Origin of the sequence: Pseudomonas sp. NA-150, from assembly GCF_044336365.1 — a bacterium.
Lineage (GTDB): Bacteria > Pseudomonadota > Gammaproteobacteria > Pseudomonadales > Pseudomonadaceae > Aquipseudomonas.
In genome coordinates this window covers 1,743,865-1,765,439 of record NZ_CP172305.1, presented here as the reverse complement: position 1 = coordinate 1,765,439, position 21,575 = coordinate 1,743,865, and the positions used below count along the sequence as shown (strand labels likewise).

The 21,575-nt window shown below is 60.5% G+C and carries 21 protein-coding genes; 14 read left to right on the top strand and 7 right to left on the bottom strand.

Going from position 1 to position 21,575, the window contains the following annotated elements:
- The first annotated feature begins 65 nt into the window (after positions 1-65).
- Both leuC and leuD read left to right on the top strand, forming a co-directional pair.
- Complete coding sequence (gene leuC, locus ACF0H7_RS08420; protein ID WP_397452302.1) at positions 66-1,493, top strand: 3-isopropylmalate dehydratase large subunit; 1,428 nt, start codon at positions 66-68, stop codon at positions 1,491-1,493.
- Entirely contained in the window at positions 1,490-2,104 is a 615-nt protein-coding gene (leuD, locus tag ACF0H7_RS08415; RefSeq protein ID WP_397453861.1) for a 3-isopropylmalate dehydratase small subunit, read from the top strand. The genes leuC and leuD overlap by 4 nt, the downstream gene beginning before the upstream one ends.
- 3 nt (positions 2,105-2,107) lie before the next feature.
- On the opposite strand, the gene ACF0H7_RS08410 is transcribed toward leuD, so the two are convergent.
- A complete protein-coding gene (locus ACF0H7_RS08410; RefSeq protein ID WP_397452301.1) occupies positions 2,108-3,022 on the bottom strand; it encodes a LysR substrate-binding domain-containing protein in 915 nt (304 codons plus the stop codon).
- A gap of 215 nt (positions 3,023-3,237) precedes the next feature.
- On the opposite strand from ACF0H7_RS08410, the gene ssuD reads away from it, so the two are divergent.
- The 3 genes from ssuD to ACF0H7_RS08395 all read left to right on the top strand — a co-directional run bounded on the left by ssuD (position 3,238) and on the right by ACF0H7_RS08395 (position 6,191).
- The gene (gene ssuD, locus ACF0H7_RS08405; protein WP_397452300.1) at positions 3,238-4,383 is read left to right on the top strand and encodes an FMNH2-dependent alkanesulfonate monooxygenase; all 1,146 of its coding nucleotides are present in this window, start codon (positions 3,238-3,240) and stop codon (positions 4,381-4,383) included.
- Positions 4,384-4,387: 4 nt separating this feature from the next.
- Positions 4,388-5,488, top strand: coding sequence for a sigma-54 interaction domain-containing protein (locus ACF0H7_RS08400; protein WP_397452299.1), 1,101 nt, complete (start codon positions 4,388-4,390; stop codon positions 5,486-5,488).
- A gap of 268 nt (positions 5,489-5,756) precedes the next feature.
- The gene (locus ACF0H7_RS08395) at positions 5,757-6,191 is read left to right on the top strand and encodes a hypothetical protein (protein ID WP_397452298.1); all 435 of its coding nucleotides are present in this window, start codon (positions 5,757-5,759) and stop codon (positions 6,189-6,191) included.
- 98 nt (positions 6,192-6,289) lie between these two features.
- On the opposite strand, the gene ACF0H7_RS08390 is transcribed toward ACF0H7_RS08395, so the two are convergent.
- The gene (locus ACF0H7_RS08390; protein WP_397452297.1) at positions 6,290-7,723 is read right to left on the bottom strand and encodes an FAD/NAD(P)-binding protein; all 1,434 of its coding nucleotides are present in this window, start codon (positions 7,721-7,723) and stop codon (positions 6,290-6,292) included.
- 30 nt (positions 7,724-7,753) lie between these two features.
- Positions 7,754-8,317, bottom strand: coding sequence for a helix-turn-helix domain-containing protein (locus ACF0H7_RS08385; RefSeq protein ID WP_397452296.1), 564 nt, complete (start codon positions 8,315-8,317; stop codon positions 7,754-7,756).
- A gap of 105 nt (positions 8,318-8,422) precedes the next feature.
- Here ACF0H7_RS08385 and ACF0H7_RS08380 point away from each other — a divergent pair, with 105 nt between their 5' ends.
- From ACF0H7_RS08380 to ACF0H7_RS08350, 7 genes are all read left to right on the top strand, one after another.
- The gene (locus tag ACF0H7_RS08380) at positions 8,423-9,340 is read left to right on the top strand and encodes a DMT family transporter (RefSeq protein WP_397452295.1); all 918 of its coding nucleotides are present in this window, start codon (positions 8,423-8,425) and stop codon (positions 9,338-9,340) included.
- Positions 9,341-9,561: 221 nt separating this feature from the next.
- Positions 9,562-12,486, top strand: a complete 2,925-nt coding sequence (locus ACF0H7_RS08375) for a monovalent cation/H+ antiporter subunit A (protein ID WP_397452294.1) — start codon at positions 9,562-9,564, stop codon at positions 12,484-12,486.
- Positions 12,486-12,830 carry a Na+/H+ antiporter subunit C gene (locus tag ACF0H7_RS08370; RefSeq protein WP_397452293.1) on the top strand — a complete coding sequence of 115 codons (345 nt, stop codon included), beginning with the start codon at positions 12,486-12,488 and terminating at the stop codon, positions 12,828-12,830. The genes ACF0H7_RS08375 and ACF0H7_RS08370 overlap by 1 nt, the downstream gene beginning before the upstream one ends.
- A gap of 23 nt (positions 12,831-12,853) precedes the next feature.
- A complete protein-coding gene (locus ACF0H7_RS08365) occupies positions 12,854-14,527 on the top strand; it encodes a monovalent cation/H+ antiporter subunit D (protein ID WP_397453860.1) in 1,674 nt (557 codons plus the stop codon).
- Positions 14,524-15,012 (top strand): Na+/H+ antiporter subunit E, encoded by a 489-nt coding sequence (locus ACF0H7_RS08360; RefSeq protein ID WP_397452292.1) that lies wholly within the window; start codon positions 14,524-14,526, stop codon positions 15,010-15,012. The genes ACF0H7_RS08365 and ACF0H7_RS08360 overlap by 4 nt, the downstream gene beginning before the upstream one ends.
- On the top strand, positions 15,009-15,287 hold the full coding sequence (locus ACF0H7_RS08355; protein ID WP_397452291.1) for a K+/H+ antiporter subunit F: 279 nt from the start codon (positions 15,009-15,011) through the stop codon (positions 15,285-15,287). The genes ACF0H7_RS08360 and ACF0H7_RS08355 overlap by 4 nt, the downstream gene beginning before the upstream one ends.
- Positions 15,284-15,661, top strand: coding sequence for a Na+/H+ antiporter subunit G (locus ACF0H7_RS08350; protein ID WP_397452290.1), 378 nt, complete (start codon positions 15,284-15,286; stop codon positions 15,659-15,661). Before ACF0H7_RS08355 ends, ACF0H7_RS08350 begins: the two co-directional genes overlap by 4 nt.
- Here the strand turns inward: ACF0H7_RS08350 and ACF0H7_RS08345 are convergent, their stop codons facing one another.
- A complete protein-coding gene (locus ACF0H7_RS08345; RefSeq protein ID WP_397452289.1) occupies positions 15,662-16,132 on the bottom strand; it encodes a hypothetical protein in 471 nt (156 codons plus the stop codon).
- A gap of 537 nt (positions 16,133-16,669) precedes the next feature.
- Here ACF0H7_RS08345 and ACF0H7_RS08340 point away from each other — a divergent pair.
- Both ACF0H7_RS08340 and ACF0H7_RS08335 read left to right on the top strand, forming a co-directional pair.
- Positions 16,670-16,900: a hypothetical protein gene (locus ACF0H7_RS08340; RefSeq protein ID WP_397452288.1), complete on the top strand. Its 231-nt coding sequence runs from the start codon at positions 16,670-16,672 to the stop codon at positions 16,898-16,900.
- A 140-nt stretch (positions 16,901-17,040) separates the two neighbouring features.
- Complete coding sequence (locus tag ACF0H7_RS08335; RefSeq protein WP_397452287.1) at positions 17,041-17,277, top strand: DUF2789 domain-containing protein; 237 nt, start codon at positions 17,041-17,043, stop codon at positions 17,275-17,277.
- On the opposite strand, the gene ACF0H7_RS08330 is transcribed toward ACF0H7_RS08335, so the two are convergent.
- From ACF0H7_RS08330 to ACF0H7_RS08320, 3 genes are all read right to left on the bottom strand, one after another.
- Positions 17,274-18,755: a T6SS phospholipase effector Tle1-like catalytic domain-containing protein gene (locus ACF0H7_RS08330; RefSeq protein ID WP_397452286.1), complete on the bottom strand. Its 1,482-nt coding sequence runs from the start codon at positions 18,753-18,755 to the stop codon at positions 17,274-17,276. The genes ACF0H7_RS08335 and ACF0H7_RS08330 overlap by 4 nt on opposite strands.
- Before the next feature lie 318 nt (positions 18,756-19,073).
- Positions 19,074-20,309, bottom strand: coding sequence for a methyl-accepting chemotaxis protein (locus ACF0H7_RS08325; protein ID WP_397453859.1), 1,236 nt, complete (start codon positions 20,307-20,309; stop codon positions 19,074-19,076).
- A gap of 628 nt (positions 20,310-20,937) precedes the next feature.
- Positions 20,938-21,342, bottom strand: coding sequence for a TraR/DksA family transcriptional regulator (locus ACF0H7_RS08320; protein WP_397452285.1), 405 nt, complete (start codon positions 21,340-21,342; stop codon positions 20,938-20,940).
- Between the last annotated feature and the right edge of the window lie 233 nt (positions 21,343-21,575).

The window sequence follows — 21,575 nt, the reverse complement described above, 5'->3', positions numbered from 1 at the left end:
CATTGATGGCACCACGGCGCTGCCTATGATGGGGGCAGAAGCCAGATCCATCAGTGAGCGCCACGATGAAAACAAGAACCCTCTACGACAAGCACATCGACTCGCATACCGTGTGTACGCTCGATGATCAGGGGCATGTCCTGCTCTATATCGATCGCCAGGTGATCAACGAATACACCAGCCCCCAGGCGTTCAGCGGCTTGCGCGAAGCCGGGCGTGAGGTGTGGCGACCGGGAACGGCACTGGCGGTGGTCGACCATGTGAACCCCACCACGCCCAAGCGCGTGGCGGCGATGGCCGATGCCGGCGGTGCGTTGCAGGTGTCGTACCTCGAACAGAACTGCAAGACATTCGGCATTGAGTTGTTTGATGTACTCGACAAACGTCAGGGCATCGAACACGTGATCGCCCCGGAACAAGGCTTCATTCTGCCGGGCATGGTCATTGCCGCTGGCGATAGCCACACGACGACTTACGGTGCATTGGGTGCCTTTGGTTTCGGCATCGGCACCTCCGAGATCGAACACCTGTTGGCCTCGCAAACGCTGGTCTACAAACGCCTGAAAAGCATGCGCGTCACGGTTGATGGCGACCTTGCCGCCGGCCTGACGTCAAAAGACGTGATCATGGCGCTGATTGGCAAGATCGGCGCCTCCGGTGCCACCGGTTATGCCATCGAGTTCACCGGTTCGACCATCGATGCCTTGAGCGTCGAAGCGCGGATGACCATCTGCAACATGGCGGTGGAAGCCGGCGCGCGCGGCGCGTTCATGGCGCCCGACGACAAAGTCTTCGCCTACCTCAAGGACAAACCCCGCGCGCCGAAAGGTGAATTGTGGGAACGCGCAGTGGCCAGCTGGCGCGAATTGCACAGCGACCCGGGCGCGCAGTTCGACCGCGAAGTGCAGCTCGACTCCCGCGACCTGGCGCCGATGGTCACCTGGGGCACCAGCCCCGATCAGGCCGCAGCCATCGGCTCCACCGTGCCCGATCCGGAGGCCGTCAGCGACCAGATCCTGCGCCAGGACATGCGTCGCGCCCTGAAATACATGGGCCTGGAAGCCGGCATGCCGCTGAATGAAATCGTCATCAGCCATGCCTTCATCGGTTCCTGCACCAACGCCCGGATCGAAGACCTGCGAGACGCCGCCAGTGTGGTGCGCGGTAAACATGTGGCCGATCACGTTCGGGCGATGATCGTTCCGGGTTCCACCGCCGTGCGCGATCAGGCCGAAGCCGAAGGGCTGGCGGCGATTTTCGTCGACGCTGGTTTCGAATGGCGGCAGTCCGGTTGCTCGATGTGCCTGGCGATGAACGACGACGTGCTCGCCCCTGGCGACCGCTGCGCGTCCAGCACCAACCGCAACTTCGAAGGCCGTCAGGGTGCCGGCGCACGCACCCACTTGATGAGCCCGGCGATGGTCGCCGCCGCCGCGATCACCGGCCGGCTGACCGACGTTCGCGACTTCCAGCGTTTCACCACGGGAATCTGAGCATGCAAGCCTTCACCACAATCAGCGGTAAAGCCGCGCCGATGCTGGCCTCCAACATCGACACCGACGTGATTATGCCCAAGCAATTCCTCAAAGGCATCGACCGTAACGGTCTGGATCGCGGGCTGTTTTTCGACCTGCGTTTTCTGGCCAATGGTGAACCCAACCCGGAATTCATCCTCAATCAAGCGCCGTGGCAAGGCGCGCGGTTCATGGTCACCGGGCCGAATTTCGGTTGCGGCTCCAGCCGCGAACACGCGGTGTGGGGGCTCAAGCAAATGGGCATCCGCGCGGTGATCGGCAGCAGCTTCGCCGGGATCTTCTACGACAACTGTCAGCGCAACGGCGTGTTGCTGATAACCCTCGACGACGCCCAGGCTCAGGAATTGGGGCGCACGGTGAGTCAGGCCGAGGGCGCAGAAATTGAAGTGGATCTGGAAGCACAGGAAATTCGCCTGCACGATGGTCGTGTCATGCCATTCCAGATCGACATGTTGCGCAAGCTAGCCTTGTTACTGGGCCTGGACGCCATCGGTACCACCCTGCAACGCAGCGCGCAGATTCGTGAGTTTGAGCAGCGGCATTTGCAAGCCAATCCTTGGCTGAGTTGAACCTCAGAGCGACAACTGCTGAAAATGCTGCTGAAGAAACTCAACACACACCCGCAGCTTGCCGGAGTTGGCCAGCCGCGTCGGGTACACCGCCCAGACGTTGGCGCTCTGGGTGTAATCATGCAGCACTTGCACCAGCCGCCCCTGTTCCAGCAGGGGCCGCACATCCCACGCTGAACGCAGCAATATCCCACGCCCATCCAGCGCCCATTGCAGGGCGATCTCGCCGCTGTTGGACGATAACGGCCCGCTGACCCGCACGCTGTCATGCACGCCGTCGCGTTCCAGGTGCCAGATGCCAAAGGCGTTGTCGCGCTCCTTGATCACCAGGCAATCGTGGTTCTCCAGGTCGCCCAAGAGCTGCGGCGTGCCGCGTCGTTGCAAGTACTCGGGCGCGGCGCAAAGCATCCGCCGGTTGGTCACCAGACGCCGACCGATGTGCTGCCCCGGGATGTCATCGCCGACCCGAATCTCCAGATCAAAGCCTTCATTGACGATGTCCACCACGCGGTCGAACAGGTCGAGGCGAATTTCTAGATCGGGATACAACTCGGCCAGCAGCGACACCGCCGGCGCCACATGTATGCGGCCGAAACCGAAAGTGCTGCACAGGTGCAGGCGACCGCGTGGCGCGCTGTGGGCGTCGGACAATTCATCGTGGAGCAACTGGAAATCTTCAAGAATCCGCACCGCCCAGCGCTGCACGCGCTCGCCATCTTCGGTCAGCGCGACCCGGCGGCTGGTGCGGTGCAGCAAGCGCGTGGCGAGGGTGGTTTCGAGAATCTGGATGCGCTTGCTGACATAAGCGGGCGACAACCCCAGCTCGTCCGCCGCAGCGGCAAAACCGGCCTTGCGAATGACCGTGAGGAACACGTGCAAGTCCTCGGGCAACGGTGCGGCTTCTTTTTTGGCGTTCATACGGCTTCTTTTTAGAGGAGGTCGAAATCAGGCCCGGCAAGAATACCACTGCACGCTCCGTGAACCTCATAGATGTAAACGATCTAAAAATATGGTTTTAGGTTCTTTTACGGAATAAATCGTAACCTTTATAACTAGCCCATCGCTCGACCCACTGTTGCTCCAGCAACTGCATTCCAACAATTCACTGTTGAATTCTGCACAAAGGACAAGTCATGGATGTTTTCTGGTTCCTCCCTACTCACGGCGACGGCCACTACCTCGGCACCACCAAAGGCGCGCGCCCGGTCACCCTTAATTACTTGAAGCAAGTGGCTCAGGCAGCTGACGATTTGGGTTACCACGGTGTGTTGATTCCCACCGGGCGTTCCTGCGAAGACTCATGGGTGATCGCTTCGGCACTGGTGCCACTGACCGAGCGCCTGCGTTACCTGGTGGCGATTCGTCCGGGGATTATCTCGCCGACCGTTTCGGCGCGGATGGCCGCGACCCTCGATCGCCTGTCCGGCGGGCGCTTGCTGATTAACGTGGTGACCGGTGGCGACCCTGACGAAAACCGTGGCGATGGCAGCTTCCTCGACCACAGCGAGCGCTACGAAGTCACCGACGAGTTCCTGCAAATCTGGCGCCGCGTGTTGCAAGGCGAAGCGGTGGATTTCGAAGGTAAACACCTGCGCGTGCAGAACGCCAAGGCGCTGTACCCGCCGATTCAGAAACCTTACCCGCCGCTGTATTTCGGTGGTTCCTCCGATGCCGCCCATGACCTGGCCGCCGAGCAAGTGGACGTCTACCTGACCTGGGGTGAGCCTCCGGCAGCGGTGGCGGCGAAACTGGCCGACGTCCGCGAACGTGCCGCGCGTAAAGGCCGGACCGTAAAATTCGGGATTCGTCTGCACGTGATCGTCCGTGAAACCAGCGAAGAGGCGTGGAAAGCCGCCAGTACCTTGATCGAACACATCAGCGACGAGACCATCGCCGCCGCGCAAAAGTCGTTCTCGCGCTTTGATTCCGAAGGTCAGCGTCGCATGGCGGCCTTGCATGACGGACGCCGCGACAACCTGGAAATCGCCCCCAACCTGTGGGCCGGTGTCGGTCTGGTACGCGGCGGCGCCGGCACAGCGTTGGTGGGCAATCCGCAGGAAGTGGCGGCGCGGATCAAGGAATACGCCGACCTGGGCATCGAGAGTTTCATCTTCTCCGGCTACCCGCATCTGGAAGAGGCCTACCGATTTGCCGAACTGGTGTTCCCGTTGTTGCCAGAACCTTATGCCAGCCTGGCGGGACGCGGCATCACCAACCTGACCGGGCCGTTCGGTGAAATGATCGCCAACGACCTACCGCCGACCCAGAGCAAGGCCTAAGCCCATGCCGCTCCTGACCTTACCGCCCTCGCCGGCGTTGGCGACCTCGATCCGCGCCACGGCCCAGGTGTTCGAAGACCCGACGTCCCGGGCGTTGCTGGCCCATGTGCAACAGGTCGCGCCGAGCGATGCCAGTGTGCTGATCATCGGCGAGACCGGCACCGGCAAAGAGCTGGTGGCACGGCATATCCACAGCCTCAGCGAGCGGCGTGACAAACCCTTTGTGGCGGTCAATTGCGGCGCGTTTGCCGAGTCGCTGGTGGAAGCCGAGCTATTCGGTCACGAAAAAGGCGCCTTCACTGGCGCCGTCGGGGCCAAGGCGGGATGGTTCGAGGAAGCCAATGGCGGCACCTTGTTCCTGGATGAAATCGGTGATCTGCCGATGGCGATTCAGGTCAAATTGCTGCGGGTATTGCAGGAGCGCGAAGTGGTGCGTCTAGGGTCGCGCAAAAGCACGCCCATTGACGTACGCGTGGTGGCGGCGACCAACGTGCTACTGGAAAAAGCCATCAACGCCGGGCACTTTCGCGAGGACCTTTACTACCGCTTGAATGTGGTCAGCCTGGAGTTGCGGCCGCTGCGTGAACGTCCAGGCGATATCTTGCCGCTGACCCGGCACTTTATCGAAACCTACAGCCGACGCCTCGGTTACGGCTCGATCAGCATCAGTGCCGACGCTGAACACAAGCTTCGGTACTACAGCTGGCCAGGCAATATCCGCGAGTTGGAAAACGTCATTCACCACACCCTGCTGATCTGCCGTAACGGCCTGATCCAGCAGGATGATCTGCGCCTGTCGAACTTGCGCATCGAGCGTCAGGATGAACGCTCAAACCGCGACGAGTCTGCCGAAGGCTTGCTGAGCCGGGCGTTTCACGCGCTGTTCGAACAACAGGCCGGTGCGTTGCACGAACAGGTCGAAGATTCACTGCTGCGCGCCGCCTACCGTTTCAGCCACTACAACCAGGTGCACACCGCCAATCTGCTGGGTTTGAGCCGCAACATTACCCGAACCCGGCTGATCAAGATCGGCGAGCTGGCGGTGAATAAACGCCGTCCTGGTGAAGCGGTTCAAGGGGACCGGTTGTTGCAACTGACGGTCTAGCGCCTTAGTTGGAGAGGGTCAGCCGATCCTGATTGCATCGCTGGCCTGGATTCTCCTACAGGAAAAATCCCGGTTGGCTGTGCGCAGACTGACACTGCGAGTCGGGAAAAAGATTAACAAATCTATAACGTCAGAAATTTCCCACGCAAATCAGTGTTAAAGCCGCCAATACCTGAGGATGCGTCTGACAGAATCTTGGATCCACTCCCGATAAGGTTGCGCCCGGCTCATTTGAGCCACGCACTTACCATCAGGAGTCTCCAAAAAAATGAAAAAATTATACCTTGCTGCCGCCGTTACCATGCTGATCGCCACGACCAGTGGTTGCGTGAGCTATAACGCCAGCCAACCGGCAGCACCGCTCTCCGGTTCGGTCAGCGCGGACCTCAAGGCTGATGTGAAAGTGGGCGAGCAGATCAGCGGTGAGTCCTCCACCAACATCCTGTTCGGCTGGCTGAACGTGGGTGGCGATACTCAGTTTGCGGACGGCGTGACCTACGATGGCACCGGCGGCTCGCCTATCGGTTTCCTCGACCCGATCTCCTCGGTAAAAGCCGCAGCCGCTTACAAGGCGGTGAAAAGCTCCGGGGCTGACCTGATTATCGCACCGCGCTATGAGGTGACTGTCGAAGATTACTTCGTATTCAAGAAGGTCAGCGTAAAAGTCACCGGAAACAAAGGCAGTATTGCCAGCATCCGCTAAAGTAAATTACACCACGCCGGATTGAACCCCAGGACGTGGCCAGACGCTGCTCGAATTCATCACTCGAGCGGCGTTTTTTTATGCCCGCTGGTTGGTCTTCAAACCAGGCTCGCCAAACGCTGCGCCAACGCTTTGGCCTGGCTGGCAACATCGGTGACGGCCGTGCTTTCCCACCACACACCGCGCAACGGCGGCCCCATGGCGAACAGCCGCGGCGACGCCTCGCCCTGAGCATCGAGGACCGCGCCATCGGCTCGTGCGGCAATGCCCAAGGCCAAGACGCCCGGCTGTACCAGGCCACGCGCCAGCAGTTGCCGGGGCAATGGCCGATCGACGCGGCGCCAGTCGTACTCGATGCCGGTGGAGTTGATCAGCGCGTCTGCGATCACATAACACGCCTCGGTGTCGCCGCGACGACGGATACAGATTTGTAACTGCTGACCCGGCAAGTGCTCGACGCCCAGCAACGACGCCGCCTGAATGTTCAGACGCCCCTCCTCGACCAGCCGAGCCAGCAACGCCGCACTGGGCGGCGGCGAACGATGGTGATGACTCTCCCACCATGGCCGGACGTGGCGCACGAACTGCCGGCGTTGCACATCGCTGGCCTGGCTCCACAAGCGACCGATGTGGCTGCGCACGGTATCCAGTGGCGCCTGCCAATCGATGCCCTGGGCGATGGCCAACGCGCACTGCTGGCGAACTGTGCGCAGCAACTGACGGGTGCTGCGAATGCTGTGGTCTTGTCCGAGAAAATCCACCCACTCCGGCGGCTGACGGCGAACATGGGGCAACAGCCCGTGACGGGAAAACACCTCGATGGGGCCACGATGCCCGGCCTGTTGAAGCGACACCACGGCGTCCACCATGGTCAGGCCCGAGCCGATGATCAGGACCTTGGACTGCGGGTCGAGCTGACGCATGCGGCGTACGTCCCACGGGTCAACCGCGGCGGCATTCAAGCCACTGGACTGACGTTGCGGCGTGCGGGCCGCCGCAAACATGCCGGTGGCCAGCACGGCAACCGGGCTGTTGAGAACCCGGCCATCGTTGAGCGTGATCGACACGCCATCATCGTTGCTGTGAAGGTCGATGGCTTCGGCCACCAGGTGCTCCAGCGTCGATCCATGTTTCGCCCCTGCCGACTGCGCTTCGGCCAGGCGTTGCTGCACGTAATTACCGAACAGCCCGCGCGGCGGGAACAATTCGGCCACGGGCACGTGCTGCTCGACTGACTCAGGCCAGCCGCCGGCCGCAATGCAGGCGCCGAGCCATTGGCTGAGGTCGTCGGCGTTGTCCGGTTCGACGCTCATCCGCGCGGCATTGCCATTCAGCGTGTGGCCGAGTTCCGTAGCACTGTAAGCTTCCCCACGTCCGAGCTGGTCACGCGTCTCGACGATCAAAATCCGCCGTTTACCTGGCAGCCGCAGCAGTTGCATCGCCAGCAGGCTGCCACTCAGGCCACCGCCGACAATCAACACCTCAGCCATGCGGGCCACGGCACTCGTAGGCCCAGAAAGCGGCTCGGTCATTAACCCAATTCCTTCAACCATTTGACGTGTTCACAACACCACGTTGCGAACGAAGCGCACCGGAACATTGCCATCATTGCGGTAGGTATGCACCTGATTGCTGGGGAACATATAGAACTCGTTGCTTGCGACGCGCTGCACACCCTCCTCCAGGCCGATGCTCAGGCAGCCTTCGAAGACATACACCTGCTCGCTCCAGCCGTCGGGATCGGCCTCCGAGGTGTACACCTCACCCGGCTCCAGGCAAAACTCCCACAACTCCACTTCGCGTTTGGCCGTGGCCTTGGCCAGCAATACCGCCTTGCTGCCGGGTAGCAATCCTGCCCACGCCACTTCGTTGATCCGACTGGGATCACGCCCGTCCGGCGCCTGAATCAAATCACTGAAGGCCACGTCCAGCGCCTCGGCGACCCGATCCAGCGTGGCCAGGCTGACGTTTTTCTCGCCCGCTTCGATCGCCACCAACATGCGCCGGCTCACCCCGGACTTTTCCGCCAGCGCGCTCTGGCTGAGGTCGGCGGCATTACGCAGGCGACGCACGTTCTGGCTGACGTGTTGCAGCACTGGGGCTCTTTGAGAACTGTCTTTGTGCACTATATTGCTCGCTTGATTTCATTTGCGCAGTATACTGCCCACTTTCGACGCCATTGTGCGTCGCTCTACTCGTTGCGCGCAAGCCTATGACACCCGGTGAACCCCATGAAGTCTACCCAGTTGATCCCCCGTATCAGTAAAGCAGAAGTGGTCCTGATCCTGATTACGGTGATTTGGGGCGGAACTTTCCTGCTGGTGCAACATGCGCTGACCTACAGCGGCCCGTTGCTGTTTGTCGGCCTGCGTTTTGCCGCTGCCGCGTCGCTGGTCGCGCTGTTTTCGCGGCCGGTCCTGCGCGACCTGACGTTGCTTGAGCTCAAGGCCGGGGTGCTCATCGGCACCTCGATCATGCTCGGCTATGGCTTGCAAACCATCGGCCTGCAGAGCATTCCCAGCAGCCAGTCGGCGTTCATCACCGCACTATACGTGCCGTTCGTGCCGCTGTTGCAGTGGCTGGTGCTGGGGCGCCGGCCGGGGTTGATGCCCAGCGTGGGCATTGGCTTGGCGTTTGCCGGGCTGATGCTGCTGTCGGGGCCCAATGGTGCTTCGCTGAATTTCAGCTCCGGCGAAATCGCCACCCTGGTCAGTGCCATCGCGATTGCCGGTGAAATCATCCTGATCGGCGCCTATGCCGGCAAGGTCGATGTGCGTCGGGTGACCGTGGTGCAACTGGCGACGGCGTCGGTGTTGTCCTTACTGTTGGTGGTACCGACGGGCGAACCCTTGCCTGACTTTACCTGGTGGCTGGTGATCAGCGCCGTCGGCCTGGGCGCGGCCAGTGCGGTGATTCAACTGGCGATTAACTGGGCGCAACAAACCGTATCGCCGACCCGCGCCACTGTGATCTACGCCGGTGAACCGGTGTGGGCCGGGATCGTCGGGCGCATCGCCGGCGAGCGTCTGCCGGTGGTGGCTTTGCTGGGTGCGGTGTTGATAGTGGCCGGGGTGATCGTCAGTGAGATCAAGGGGCGCAAGAAGGTGGCGGTTGAAGAGAACGCCGGGGTTAATGCAGATCAACTGTAGGAGCGGGCTTGCCCGCGATGGCGGTGTACCTGATACACCGCGTCAAGTTGATCGCGGGCAAGCCCGCTCCTACAGGTTTAAACACCACAAATCTCCCGGAGTACTCAGTCCGAACTAAGCTGTCGCCGACACGTCTTGTAGGAATTTTCGCCCGATGAGTGGTTGGTGTACTCCATCGCGGCACGTATGATTCTCGACTTTTCCCGGCAGATTAGAAGCCTATGTCCCTGATAGTTCTACTGCTTTTGCCCTTTATCGGCAGCTGCCTCGCGGCCCTTTTGCCGCATAACGCACGCAACGCCGAATCGATTCTGGCCGGGGTCCTGAGCCTGGTCGGGGCGATTCAGGTGGCGTTGTGGTACCCGCAGATCGCCGATGGCGGTGTGATTCGTCAGGAGTTTTACTGGCTGCCCAGCCTGGGCTTGAATTTCGTGCTGCGCATGGACGGCTTTGCCTGGCTGTTCTCGATGCTGGTGCTGGGCATCGGCACGCTGGTCTCGCTCTACGCCCGCTATTACATGTCGCCGGACGACCCGGTACCGCGCTTTTTTGCTTTTTTTCTCGCGTTCATGGGCGCTATGCTCGGCCTGGTGCTGTCTGGCAACTTGATCCAGATCGTGTTTTTCTGGGAACTGACCAGCGTCTTTTCCTTCCTGTTGATCGGCTATTGGCACCACCGCGCCGACGCCCGACGCGGCGCGTACATGGCGCTGATGGTCACCGGCGCGGGCGGGCTGGCGCTGTTGTTGGGGATCATGCTGCTTGGCCATATCGCCGGCAGTTACGACCTTGATCGGGTGTTGGCCGCTGGCGAGCAGATCCGCGCCCACGCGCTTTATCCGCTGATGCTGACCCTGGTGTTGATCGGCGCGTTAAGCAAAAGCGCGCAATTCCCCTTCCACTTCTGGTTGCCCCACGCCATGGCCGCGCCGACCCCGGTGTCGGCGTACCTGCACTCCGCGACCATGGTCAAGGCCGGGGTGTTTTTGCTGGCGCGTTTATGGCCGGTGCTGTCGGGCACTGAGCAATGGTTCTGGATCGTTGGCGGCGCCGGCGCCTGCACCTTGTTGATCGGCGCTTACTCGGCGATGTTCCAGACCGACCTCAAGGGCTTGCTGGCGTACTCGACCATCAGCCATCTGGGCCTGATCACCCTGTTGCTGGGCCTGAACAGCCCACTGGCGGCGGTCGCGGCGGTGTTTCACATCCTTAACCACGCCACCTTCAAGGCGTCGCTGTTCATGGCCGCCGGGATCATCGACCACGAAAGTGGCACCCGTGACATCCGCCGCCTCAGCGGGCTGTTTACCTTGATCCCCTACACCGCGACGCTGGCGATGGTGGCCAGTGCGTCGATGGCCGGGGTGCCGCTGTTGAACGGCTTCCTGTCCAAGGAAATGTTCTTCGCCGAAACCGTGTTCATCAGTTCCACCGCGTGGATCGAAATGGCATTGCCGGTGATCGCGACAATTGCCGGGACCTTCAGCGTTGCCTATTCGCTGCGTTTCACCGTGGACGTGTTCTTCGGCCCGAAAGCCACCGACTTGCCGCACACCCCGCACGAACCGCCGCGCTGGATGCGTTTCCCGGTAGAGCTGTTGGTGTTGATCTGCCTGCTGGTAGGGATCTTTCCGGCGCACTCGGTCGGCCCGCTGCTGGCCACCGCCGCCCGTCCGGTGGTCGGCGGCACATTGCCCGAGTACAGCCTGGCGATCTGGCACGGCTGGAACGCACCGATGATCATGAGCCTGCTGGCCATGGCCGGTGGCATCCTGTTGTACCTGTGCCTGCGCAGGCCTTTGAAGCAGGGCCGTTTTACCGGCCCGCCACTCGTTTCGCGCCTGAATGGCAAGCAGCTGTTCGAGCGTGTACTGATCCTGAAGATGCGTTGGGCGCGACGTTTCGAGCGATTGTTCAGCACTCGCCGGCTGCAAGCGCAGCTGTTCTTGCTGGTGTTGATGGCGCTGCTGGCCGGGATGATTCCGCTGTACCACAGCGGCCTGAGCTGGGGCAATCGGCCGAAAATATCCGGGTCGACGGTGTTCGAGGCCTTGTGGCTGATCGCAATTGCCTGCGCCCTTGGCGCCGCGGTGCAAGCCAAGTATCACCGTCTCGCGGCCCTGACCATGGTCAGCGTCTGCGGTTTGATGACCTGCATCACCTTCGTCTGGTTCTCCGCGCCGGACCTGGCCTTGACCCAGTTGGCGGTCGAAGTGGTAACCACGGTGTTGATTCTGCTCGGCCTGCGTTGGTTACCGCGCCGTAACGAAGCCTTTGCGCCAGCGCCGGGCAGTGAGCGTCGCGCGCGGATACGTCGCTCCCGTGACTTCGTGCTGGCCGGGTTGGTCGGCACCGGCATGGCGCTGTTGTCATACGCGATGCTGACTCGCCCCACGCCCAACACCATTTCCTCGTTCTACCTCAGCCGCGCGCTGCCCCAGGGTGGCGGCACCAACGTGGTCAACGTGATGCTGGTGGACTTCCGCGGCTTCGATACCCTCGGCGAAATCACCGTGCTGGTGGCCGTCGCGCTGACCGTGTTTGCCCTGCTGCGACGCTTCCGTCCTCCAAAAGAAAGCATCCCGCTGCCGCCGCAGCAACGTTCGCTGGCACGCGACGTGGTCACCGATCTGGTCAACCCGCGCAGCGCCAGCGACACCGCACTGGGGTTCATGATGGTACCGGCGGTGCTGGTGCGTTTGCTGATGCCGGTGTCCTTCGTGATTTCCATGTACTTGTTCATGCGCGGGCATAATCAGCCGGGCGGTGGTTTTGTCGCGGGATTGGTGATGTCGGTGGCGTTCATCCTTCAGTACATGGTGGCCGGCACCCAGTGGGTCGAAGCGAAGATGAGCCTGCGTCCGTTGCGCTGGATGGGCACCGGCCTGCTGTGTGCGACGCTGACCGGGATCGGCGCCATGGCCCTGGGTTATCCGTTTCTCACCACCCACACCGCACACTTGACCCTGCCAGTACTGGGCGAAATACACGTGGCCAGCGCGCTGTTTTTTGATATCGGCGTGTATGCCGTGGTCGTGGGTTCGACCTTGTTGATCCTCACCGCCATCGCCCACCAATCGGTGCGTAGCCATCGACCTGGGTTGAGTGTGCCGGCAAAAATCGTTGTCAGCGAAGGAGCCGCCTGATGGAAGAAGTCATCGCCATTGCCATCGGAGTACTCGCCGCCTCGGGCGTGTGGTTGATCCTGCGGCCACGGACCTTCCAGGTGGTGATGGGCCTGTGCCTGTTGTCCTACGGCGTCAACCTGTTCATCTTCAGCATGGGCAGCCTGTTCATCGGCAAGGAACCGATCGTCAAGGAAGGCGTGCCCCATGATCTGCTGCACTACACCGACCCATTGCCACAGGCGCTGGTGCTCACCGCCATCGTCATCAGCTTTGCCATGACCGCGCTGTTCCTGGTGTTGCTGCTGGCGTCGCGCGGGCTGACCGGCACCGACCATGTGGACGGCCGGGATTACAAGGAATGACCGCGATGTTTTCAGTACCGCTGATGAATCAACTGATCGTCGCGCCCATTCTGTTGCCGCTGTTGACCGCTGCCCTGATGTTGCTGCTGGGGGAAAAGCATCGAGCGCTCAAGGCACGAATCAACCTGCTCTCGACCCTGATCGGGCTGGGCATTTCGATCTGCTTGCTGAGCTGGGTCCAGCACGATGGCACCACCGGCTCGATCGGCGTGTACCTGCCGGGCAACTGGGAAGCGCCGTTCGGCCTGGTGTTGGTGGTGGATCATCTGTCGGCCTTGATGCTGGTGCTGACCGGCATCGTCGGTGCCTGCGCGCTGCTGTTCGCCATGGCCCGCTGGGATCGCGCCGGCGCCAGTTTTCATGCGTTGTTCCAGATCCAGCTGATGGGTTTGTACGGCGCTTTCCTGACCGCCGACCTGTTCAACCTGTTCGTTTTTTTCGAAGTACTGCTGGCGGCGTCCTACGGCTTGATGCTGCACGGCTCGGGCCGCGCGCGGGTCTCGGCCGGCCTGCATTACATCGCGATCAACCTGGTGGCGTCATCGCTGTTTTTGATTGGCGCGGCGCTGATCTATGGGGTCACGGGCACCCTGAACATGGCCGATCTGGCAATCAAGATCCCGCTGGTGGCAGAGGCTGATCGTGGTTTGCTGCACGCGGGTGCGGCGATTCTGGCCACCGCATTCCTGGCCAAGGCCGGCATGTGGCCGCTAAACTTCTGGCTGGTGCCCTCTTACTCATCGGCCAGTGCGCCGGTGGCGGCATTGTTCGCGATCATGACCAAGGTCGGGGTCTATACCCTGCTGCGCTTGTCGACCTTGCTGTTCTCCGGGCAAGCCGGCGCCTCGGCGTACTTTGGCGGTGACTGGCTGATCTACGGCGGCATGGCGACGATCTTCACCTCGGCGGTGGCGATTCTCGCGGCGCAACGCCTGGAGCGCATGGCCGGCCTGAGCATTCTGGTGTCGGCCGGCATCCTGCTCTCGGCCATCGGCTTCGCCCAACCGAGCCTGACCGCGGGCGCTCTGTTTTACCTGGTCAGTTCAACCCTGACCCTCAGCGCCCTGTTCTTGCTGGCCGAACTGATCGAACGCTCACGTTCGGCCAACGAGCTTTCACTCGAAGACGACGTCGACCAGCTGCCCAAAGCCCTGGAATCACTCAACCCACCGCCCGGCACCAACCTCGACGACGAACAACAGGCCATGGTCGGTCAGGTGATCCCGATGACCATGGCGTTTCTCGGCTTGAGTTTCATCATCTGCGCGCTGTTGCTGATCGGCATGCCGCCGCTGTCCGGCTTCATCGGCAAACTGACTTTGCTCAGCGCCCTGCTCAATCCGTTGGGCCTGGATGTGGCCAAGGATGAGGCCATTTCCGCGCACAGCTGGGGGCTAATCGCCTTGCTGATTTTCTCGGGGCTGACCTCACTGCTGGCGTTTGCGCGGGTCGGAATTTCGCGCTTCTGGAGCCCGCAGGAACGCCCTTCACCCGCACTGCGCAGCTACGAATGCCTGCCCATCATGATCCTGCTGGGCCTGTGCATCGCCCTGACATTCAAGGCCGAAGGCGTGCTGCGCTACACCCAGGACACCGCCCAGGCGTTGCATGACCCGCAACAGTACATCTTGTCGGTAATGGCCACCCGACCGGTGCCCGGCCCGACCGCCGCCCTCAACACGCAGGTACAGCCATGAAGCGTCTGCTCCCCGCTCCCTGGTTGTCGCTGGCGCTATGGCTGTTGTGGCTGTTGCTCAATCAATCGTTGAGTCTCGGTAATCTGCTGCTGGGCGCGCTGCTGGGCTTTATCGCCCCGGTGCTGAGCGCTCCGCTGCGGCCGTTGCCGGTCAAGATCGGTAAACCCTGGGTGATGCTCAAGCTGTTGCTGCGGGTGATGGCCGATTCAGTAATGTCGAACCTTGCCGTGTTCCGTAGCGTCTGGACCAGCCAGCGTCATCCGCCACGTTCGGCGTTCGTCAAAGTGCCGCTGGACCTGCACGATGCCAATGGCCTGGCGGTGCTGTCGATGATCACCACACTGGTGCCCGGCACGGTCTGGTCGGAACTGGCGCTGGACCGCAGCGTGTTGTTAATGCACGTCTTCGATCTGGACGATGAGGCGCGCTTCATCGAGCACTTCAAGCGCAGTTACGAACGCCCGCTGATGGAGATCTTCCAATGAGTACCCTGCTCGCCAACGCAACACTGGCCAGCCTGTGCATTTTTGTCGCGGCGATGGTGCTGACCCTGATTCGCCTGTTCAAAGGCCCGACAGCCCAGGACCGGGTATTGGCGCTGGACTACCTGTACATCATCGGCATGTTGATGATGCTGGTGCTGGGCATCCGCTACGGCAGCGACATGTATTTCGAGGCGGCCTTGCTGATCGCACTGTTCGGCTTCGTCGGCTCGTTCGCCCTGGCCAAGTTCCTGCTGCGTGGCGAGGTGATCGAATGAACACCCCCGATGCACTACCATTTTGGGTCGAGGCCCTGACCGCCGTGCTGTTGCTGGCCAGCAGCCTGTTCGCCCTGACCGGAGCACTCGGCCTGCTACGGATGAAGGATTTCTTTCAGCGCATGCACCCGCCCGCTCTGGCGTCCACCCTGGGGGCCTGGTGTGTGGCGCTGGCGTCGATCATCTACTTCTCGGCACTCAACCGCGAACCGGTACTGCACGCATGGTTGATCCCGGTATTGCTGGCGATCACGGTTCCGGTCACGACCTTGCTGCTGGCCCGAACCGGCCTGTTTCGCAAACGCATGGCCGGCGACGACGTACCGCCTGAAGTCAGCGGTGGTCGCGACGAAGGTGACCCCGGCACACGCTGACTACTTGTCGCTGGCCTTGAAGGTCAGTTCACCCTTGCGCCACTTCGCCGCTTTCGCGGTAACGGCCTTCAAGGTCTTGGTCAGCGTACCTTGCAACTGCTCTTGGGCAGCAAACACGGTGACCACGGTATGGCCTTCCTTGAACACAATGCCGTGGCCTTCGGCCGTATCGACAAAGGCATATTCGCCCAGGCCATAGACTGTCAGCTTGATGTCGCGGAATTTGATTTCGAACTTGCCACCTTCACGGCTGGGCAATACGGCGGCGCGGAAATGATCGCCGACCTTGAGCTCCAGACGCGGTTTGTCGTCCACCACCAGCGCCGATTCGGTATCGATTTCAGCAATGTAAATGCCTTCGGCGGATTGCTCGGTGACATAAACAAAACGGGATTGGAATTGCTTGACCAACTGGGCGCGAAGATCGCCCAGTACGAATAACGCGTGCATATCCAGATTACTTACTGCCAATGAAAAATCCTCAAACTTGAAAATGACCCTGCCAGGGATGCTCCGGGCACCACAGAGAACGGCCCGCAAGGCACTGTTGACAACCTATGGTTACTGAACGAAACGACGGCCTGAAAAAAAACTGAATTCACCCTGCCCCGCACTCTCCGGCCCGTCGAGGAAGATGATGGATTTCCACTACGAGGGTCGGCCTGCGGCCACGCGCAGAAGAGTAGAGGATAACCGTCTCTGCGTCTCGTCATCCTGACTACCAATCTTGCAGGAAATCACCCTTTCAGGTGTCAGAAGAGGCTAAACGATCAATCAATCAGTGAAAACCTGATTCTACCGGCTAGCGAGGTCCCTCGGGTATATACCTTTCGTCCGCTGCATCCGCATGGCCAAGTTGATGCCCGATTTGCCGCCCGTTATTCACGCCTGCGAACAGTAAAGCCAGCCCGCAGTACCTCAACAACTGCCATACTCGCTGACATCACAACAACAGGTGCCGCACCAGCGCGCCATAAGAAGCAACTCGTTATCCATAGGAAGGTAATAGTGACTGAATTTGATATCGGCGAGTTCTTCATCTGGGGTGAGTCCAGGGAGGTCGACGGAGAGTACCAGGCTGTCATCGTAATGCGCGCCAAAGAAGGGAAACGCGCCATCAGCTATCATCAGGTCGAGAAAGACCGCTGGTTCAAAACCGCCGAGGTCGCGGCCACCGCAGCAAAAGAGTCGGCCCAGGAACTGAAAACCGCCGTCGACGCCGGTGCCTTGAACGCCTGACTCAGTGCCACCGATGCCAGGACGCGCACCGTTCAGACATCCCGGCGAACTCTTGCCGAACCAGGGTCTCAGATGCTTTGCCACGGATTGAGCCGTGGCTCGGCTTATAGCACGGGTGGCTCACCCGTCCTGGAGATGACATGGAACCCGGCAACCACACCCTGCACAATTTGTTCGCTCAACTGGGCCTCGGCTCTGACCAGACCAGTATCGACGCGTTTGTCAAAAACCACACCCTGCCTAACGACGTCAAACTCATCGACGCCGAATTCTGGACCCCACAACAAGCACGATTCCTCAAGGAAGAGTTGCGCGAGGACGCCGATTGGGCGCCGGTGGTCGATGAATTGAACGTGCTGCTGCACAGGTCGCGCTAAAACGGGTAACCCGGCTGCCCCCTATTCGGATGACGAGCCCGCCCATCCGCCTGCGGAGCATGGACGAACAGTGCCGTGCTCATGCTGGTCTTGCCACCGATGGCGGCATTCCAGTGGGCAGAGCGATGGATATAGCGTCGGCGCAACAACCGCTGTTCGTGTTCAGTGAGGCTATACGGACCGCCCAGGGCATACGCGATCAGTTTCTGCGCAATCACCTGCAATTCCGGCGTCAGACTCAACACCGCCGTCTCAGGCACCGGCTCCAGCGGTACGCCCTCGGCACAGGCCAGTGCGTGCATCACCCGCAGATGAACCCGCGACAGGTGGCCATAGACCCGCCGCTCCATACTGACCGCTGCCACCACCGCCTTGACCCCGACTTTGCTACTGCCGGCTCGCGGATGGCGTTCATGGCACTCGATCCGCAGCGAGGCATTCAGGTCCAATGGATCAAGCCATTGGCTGCCGTCCATGGCCTGCAACTCCGCTTGAGTCTCCTTCCAGGCTATAGACGCGTGACAGGGCGTATCGTTACTGACAACGCTGCGTCGTGGTCGCGTCAGCAGCACTTTTTCCCGCATCTGCAGGTGGTAGCCCCCACCGATGTCCGAATGGGCACCGGGCAGGACGATTTCCCTGGGCCAGTCGGGCGCCACGCTATTCAAGACGAAATTGCGCCGCTGTTCATCGCCGGCCACCAAATGCAGCACTTGTTGCGCGGCGCCGGGGGGCAGGTACAGATTGATCTGCGGATTGTGCGCATCCCTGACGTTACCCAGGTCTTTAAGCCCGCCAACGGCCGCTACGGTATCGAACAGTCCAATCACTTTGAGCCGGACACTGCCATTATCCCAGGCGAAACCCGACGCCCACGGAATGTGCCGCTGACCTAACACCGGCCCCAGCGCCCCCTTGGCCTGTTTCAGCACTTCATTGGCGAAATGCCGGGCGGCCGCGGCGCCGCGACTGAAACCGAACAGATCGAACTCCAGCGCGTCGATCACACAACCGGGATTGCTCGCGGCAAAACCCAGCAACTCCCGTTCGAGCTTTCTTATCGCACTGGCGACTTTTGCCAGAACCCCGGTACTGCCACGCCCCAGCGTCAGGCCAGCCCACACCGAATCACCTTTGCCCGATGTGGTGCCTACACCGCTGATATAAATAGGCTTGACTACTTGCCAGCCATGGGCAGTTTCTTTGGCCACGGGCCGTTGATAATAAAGCTCATACAATCTGGCAACGTTACTGAAGTCATTGGCATAACTACTGTCGGGATTATTGTGATGCCCGTAACACCCAGGAATATGAGTGTTTTTGTTCGCCGCTAGTTGCGCGCCGCAGTCGGCTGCGATTTGCGTGTTGATTCGATTATTACCTGTTCCGTCGAAGAACAGGCCGAGGCGCATGGTAACGCCGTGCTGTTCAAGGGGCTGGCTGTCAGCCAACCCTGAAGTTTCATGGGGATAGTCCATAATGTTACCGCCTGTAAGGTGCAGCTGAGAGTCAGACTGCTTAAATCAAAAATGTGCGTTGATTTAAAACAGCTTGCTCAGCATCAGGTCGGCGTCAAGAACATCGCAATATTTCAGACTTATCCCACGCGCATTATGGAACTCAGAACCCTCCACTCACTAAGACTCTTGCAAATCCACCGTATTCGGCGCGACGGGCGCGCACTTTATGTCATCCGACAAATAAGCCAGTGACAGACCTGGAACACGCCGATGCTCTTCCCCTGCGGATTACGCCTACACCGCAGAGGAAAATTCACCTAAATTCAAGGAAATGTCTTACATGCGCTTTTGCGCCTGCCCCTCGGGTTTGTAGCCCAGACGCAGCCCACCCCAGTGACGCCCCTTGACCATGATCGGTACTGACAAGTCATGCATCAGCTCACCGGTATCACGGGTATAGGTTTGCAGCAAAACCGGCTGCTGATGGCTGCCACAGCGAATACCGGTGCGGTCGTCGAACTTGCGTTTGGTGCGGTTTTGCACGGTGTCGAGCTTGATGTCGCCGGTCAACGGCTGGCTGAATACCTTGTTATGAGTCGGCACGTAACCTTGCTGAGTACAAGCAATGGCAAACACCAGGCCTTCATGGCGCGCGAGCAAGGGCTCCTGGATCGCCGGCAGCACCTGGTCCGCGTAACGGTCGAAACGCGTCTGATATTTGCTCGGTGAGGTATTGGCAATCATCTGATAACTGCGGTCGAACAAGTCTTCGAGGCTGACCCGGCGCTGTTCGATGTCGATTTCGAACTGCGTCGCAATCTGCCGTGCACCTTCTCGCGCCAGGTCGTAGATCCGCTGGTGATAATCGTCGAGCCCAACCTGTGCCAGACGCTCGCTGATGGTTTCTGCCTGCCCTTCCATCTGCACAGCAGCCTTGGCCAACTGCCGGGTCTGTTCATCGCTGATCGCCAGATCACCGCGCATCTGCTCGACCGCAGTGAACAGGCTGGCCAGTTGCACTTGGTTGGTTTGCGCCCCCGCCGCGATTTCACTGACCTGAGTTTCTACACTGGCTGCCAGGCGGGCGATGTTGTCCAGGTGCTGGCCGGTGTCTTCGACTTGCGCCACGCCACTGTCCAGATCACTGGACAGTTGGCGGATTTGCTCCACCACTTGCCCCGTGCGCTGCTGAATGTCGGCAACCATCTGCCCGACTTCTTCGGTGGCGCTGGCGGTGCGTCCGGCCAAACCACGGACTTCATCGGCGACCACGGCAAAACCACGCCCGTGCTCGCCTGCCCGCGCCGCTTCAATCGCGGCATTCAGCGCCAGCAGGTTGGTCTGGCTGGCAATCGCCTGAATCACCGACGTGACACGCTGGATGTCCGCACTGCGCTGGTTGAGGGCTTCGATCAGCTCACGGCTGTTGATCGCACGCTGACTCAACTGGTGCATACGGCTGATGGACTCGGCCAGCACGCTACGTCCCGCATCGCTGCTCTGCCGCGCTTCACTGGCCGCGCCGAGGGCTTGAACGCTGAGCTGCGAGGTAACCTGTTCGGTGGTGATCATCACATCCGCGCTGCTGACGATCTGCTCGGCGGCATCGAGTTGCGATTGCACTTTGGCCGCCAATTGGCGCACGGAAAACGCCACTGCCGCAGCTGAAAGCGCGTTATGGCTGGTGGTTCGGGACAAATCGCGAGCCAGTGCAGAGATCGCGCTATCGTTGCGCGGGGCGAGTTCCGGCGTTGCCGCCTTCGTCAGGACCTGGGGCAGCCAGACCACCAGCAGCGCCAATGGCAGACAGAGATAAATCGATAGATCGAAGAAAGCCATGGCCAGCAGCAACAGACACACACCCAGGCTTTGCAGGATCGGTCGCAACCAGCGTGACCCTGTGAGGTGTTCGGCATTTGCGGTGTGCGCCTGTGAGCCCAAATCGCCCGCGAGAGTTCCGTCTCCAGCCATGTTCTTTTACCTCAGCATTTATGTTGTTATGCCAGCATTAAACGCCAGACATTCGCCATAAGCCAAGAGTAATTAGTCGTACTTTTTAACGATGACACATCGCGTCAAACCGATCGCGGGCAAGCCCGTTCCTTCAACTCGATATTCCATGCAGGAGCGGGCTTGATCTCAAACGCCAGACACGACTTTACCGGGGCCTCGTTGGAGGCCCCGGTCGCGCAAGCCGATATCAGGCCTGGCGCTGGTGCTTGTCGATCTGCTCGTGACGCTCTTGAGCTTCGATGCAGTACTTGGTGGTCGGGCTGATCAGCAGGCGCTTGAGGCCAATGGGCTCGCCGCTGTCGTCGCACCAGCCAAAACTGTCATCGGCAATGCGTGCCAGGGCCATTTCCAGTTGCGGAAGCATGCGCTGGTCGCGGTCGATGATGTTGACCAACCAGTGGCGCTCTTCTTCGACCGAAGCCGCGTCTGCAGGATCAGCAGGCGTGTCCAGGCTCTCGATAGCAATACGGCTCTGCTCGATGCGCTCGTGGATCTCGACTTTCATGGCTTGCAGCAGCTCGACGAAGAAGGCGTGCTGCTCTGCATTCATGTAGTCATCGGCCGGCATGGCCAGCAACTTATCCTTTGTCATTGATTTCTCTATAAAAAATACGTGCATTAAGGCGAATTAGTGAGCGACTCAGCGTTGCCGCAAAAGCGCCATAGTCTCCAAGCGCCACCTGGCACTCAATTTATGAGGGGCGGCAGTCTAAGGCCGGCTCGTAGTCACAGCAACATAATTGAAGTGGTTTTACGCAACAAGTCGTCTGATTGATCAGACAGAGCGCCTGAAACAGGTCTTTCGCACACGAACCCGCCCCACGT

Coding starts and splice junctions, on each gene's coding strand:
- ACF0H7_RS08355 (WP_397452291.1), top strand. CDS start 15,009: ATGAGTACCCTGCTCGCCAACGCAACACTGGCCAGCCTGTGCATTTTT.
- ACF0H7_RS08350 (WP_397452290.1), top strand. CDS start 15,284: ATGAACACCCCCGATGCACTACCATTTTGGGTCGAGGCCCTGACCGCC.
- ACF0H7_RS08375 (WP_397452294.1), top strand. CDS start 9,562: ATGTCCCTGATAGTTCTACTGCTTTTGCCCTTTATCGGCAGCTGCCTC.
- ACF0H7_RS08395 (WP_397452298.1), top strand. CDS start 5,757: ATGAAAAAATTATACCTTGCTGCCGCCGTTACCATGCTGATCGCCACG.
- ACF0H7_RS08410 (WP_397452301.1), bottom strand. CDS start 3,022: ATGAACGCCAAAAAAGAAGCCGCACCGTTGCCCGAGGACTTGCACGTG.
- ACF0H7_RS08400 (WP_397452299.1), top strand. CDS start 4,388: ATGCCGCTCCTGACCTTACCGCCCTCGCCGGCGTTGGCGACCTCGATC.
- ACF0H7_RS08365 (WP_397453860.1), top strand. CDS start 12,854: ATGAATCAACTGATCGTCGCGCCCATTCTGTTGCCGCTGTTGACCGCT.
- ssuD (WP_397452300.1), top strand. CDS start 3,238: ATGGATGTTTTCTGGTTCCTCCCTACTCACGGCGACGGCCACTACCTC.
- ACF0H7_RS08370 (WP_397452293.1), top strand. CDS start 12,486: ATGGAAGAAGTCATCGCCATTGCCATCGGAGTACTCGCCGCCTCGGGC.
- ACF0H7_RS08325 (WP_397453859.1), bottom strand. CDS start 20,309: ATGATCACCACCGAACAGGTTACCTCGCAGCTCAGCGTTCAAGCCCTC.
- ACF0H7_RS08335 (WP_397452287.1), top strand. CDS start 17,041: ATGGAACCCGGCAACCACACCCTGCACAATTTGTTCGCTCAACTGGGC.
- ACF0H7_RS08330 (WP_397452286.1), bottom strand. CDS start 18,755: ATGGACTATCCCCATGAAACTTCAGGGTTGGCTGACAGCCAGCCCCTT.
- ACF0H7_RS08390 (WP_397452297.1), bottom strand. CDS start 7,723: ATGACCGAGCCGCTTTCTGGGCCTACGAGTGCCGTGGCCCGCATGGCT.
- leuC (WP_397452302.1), top strand. CDS start 66: ATGAAAACAAGAACCCTCTACGACAAGCACATCGACTCGCATACCGTG.
- ACF0H7_RS08360 (WP_397452292.1), top strand. CDS start 14,524: ATGAAGCGTCTGCTCCCCGCTCCCTGGTTGTCGCTGGCGCTATGGCTG.
- ACF0H7_RS08320 (WP_397452285.1), bottom strand. CDS start 21,342: ATGACAAAGGATAAGTTGCTGGCCATGCCGGCCGATGACTACATGAAT.
- ACF0H7_RS08380 (WP_397452295.1), top strand. CDS start 8,423: ATGAAGTCTACCCAGTTGATCCCCCGTATCAGTAAAGCAGAAGTGGTC.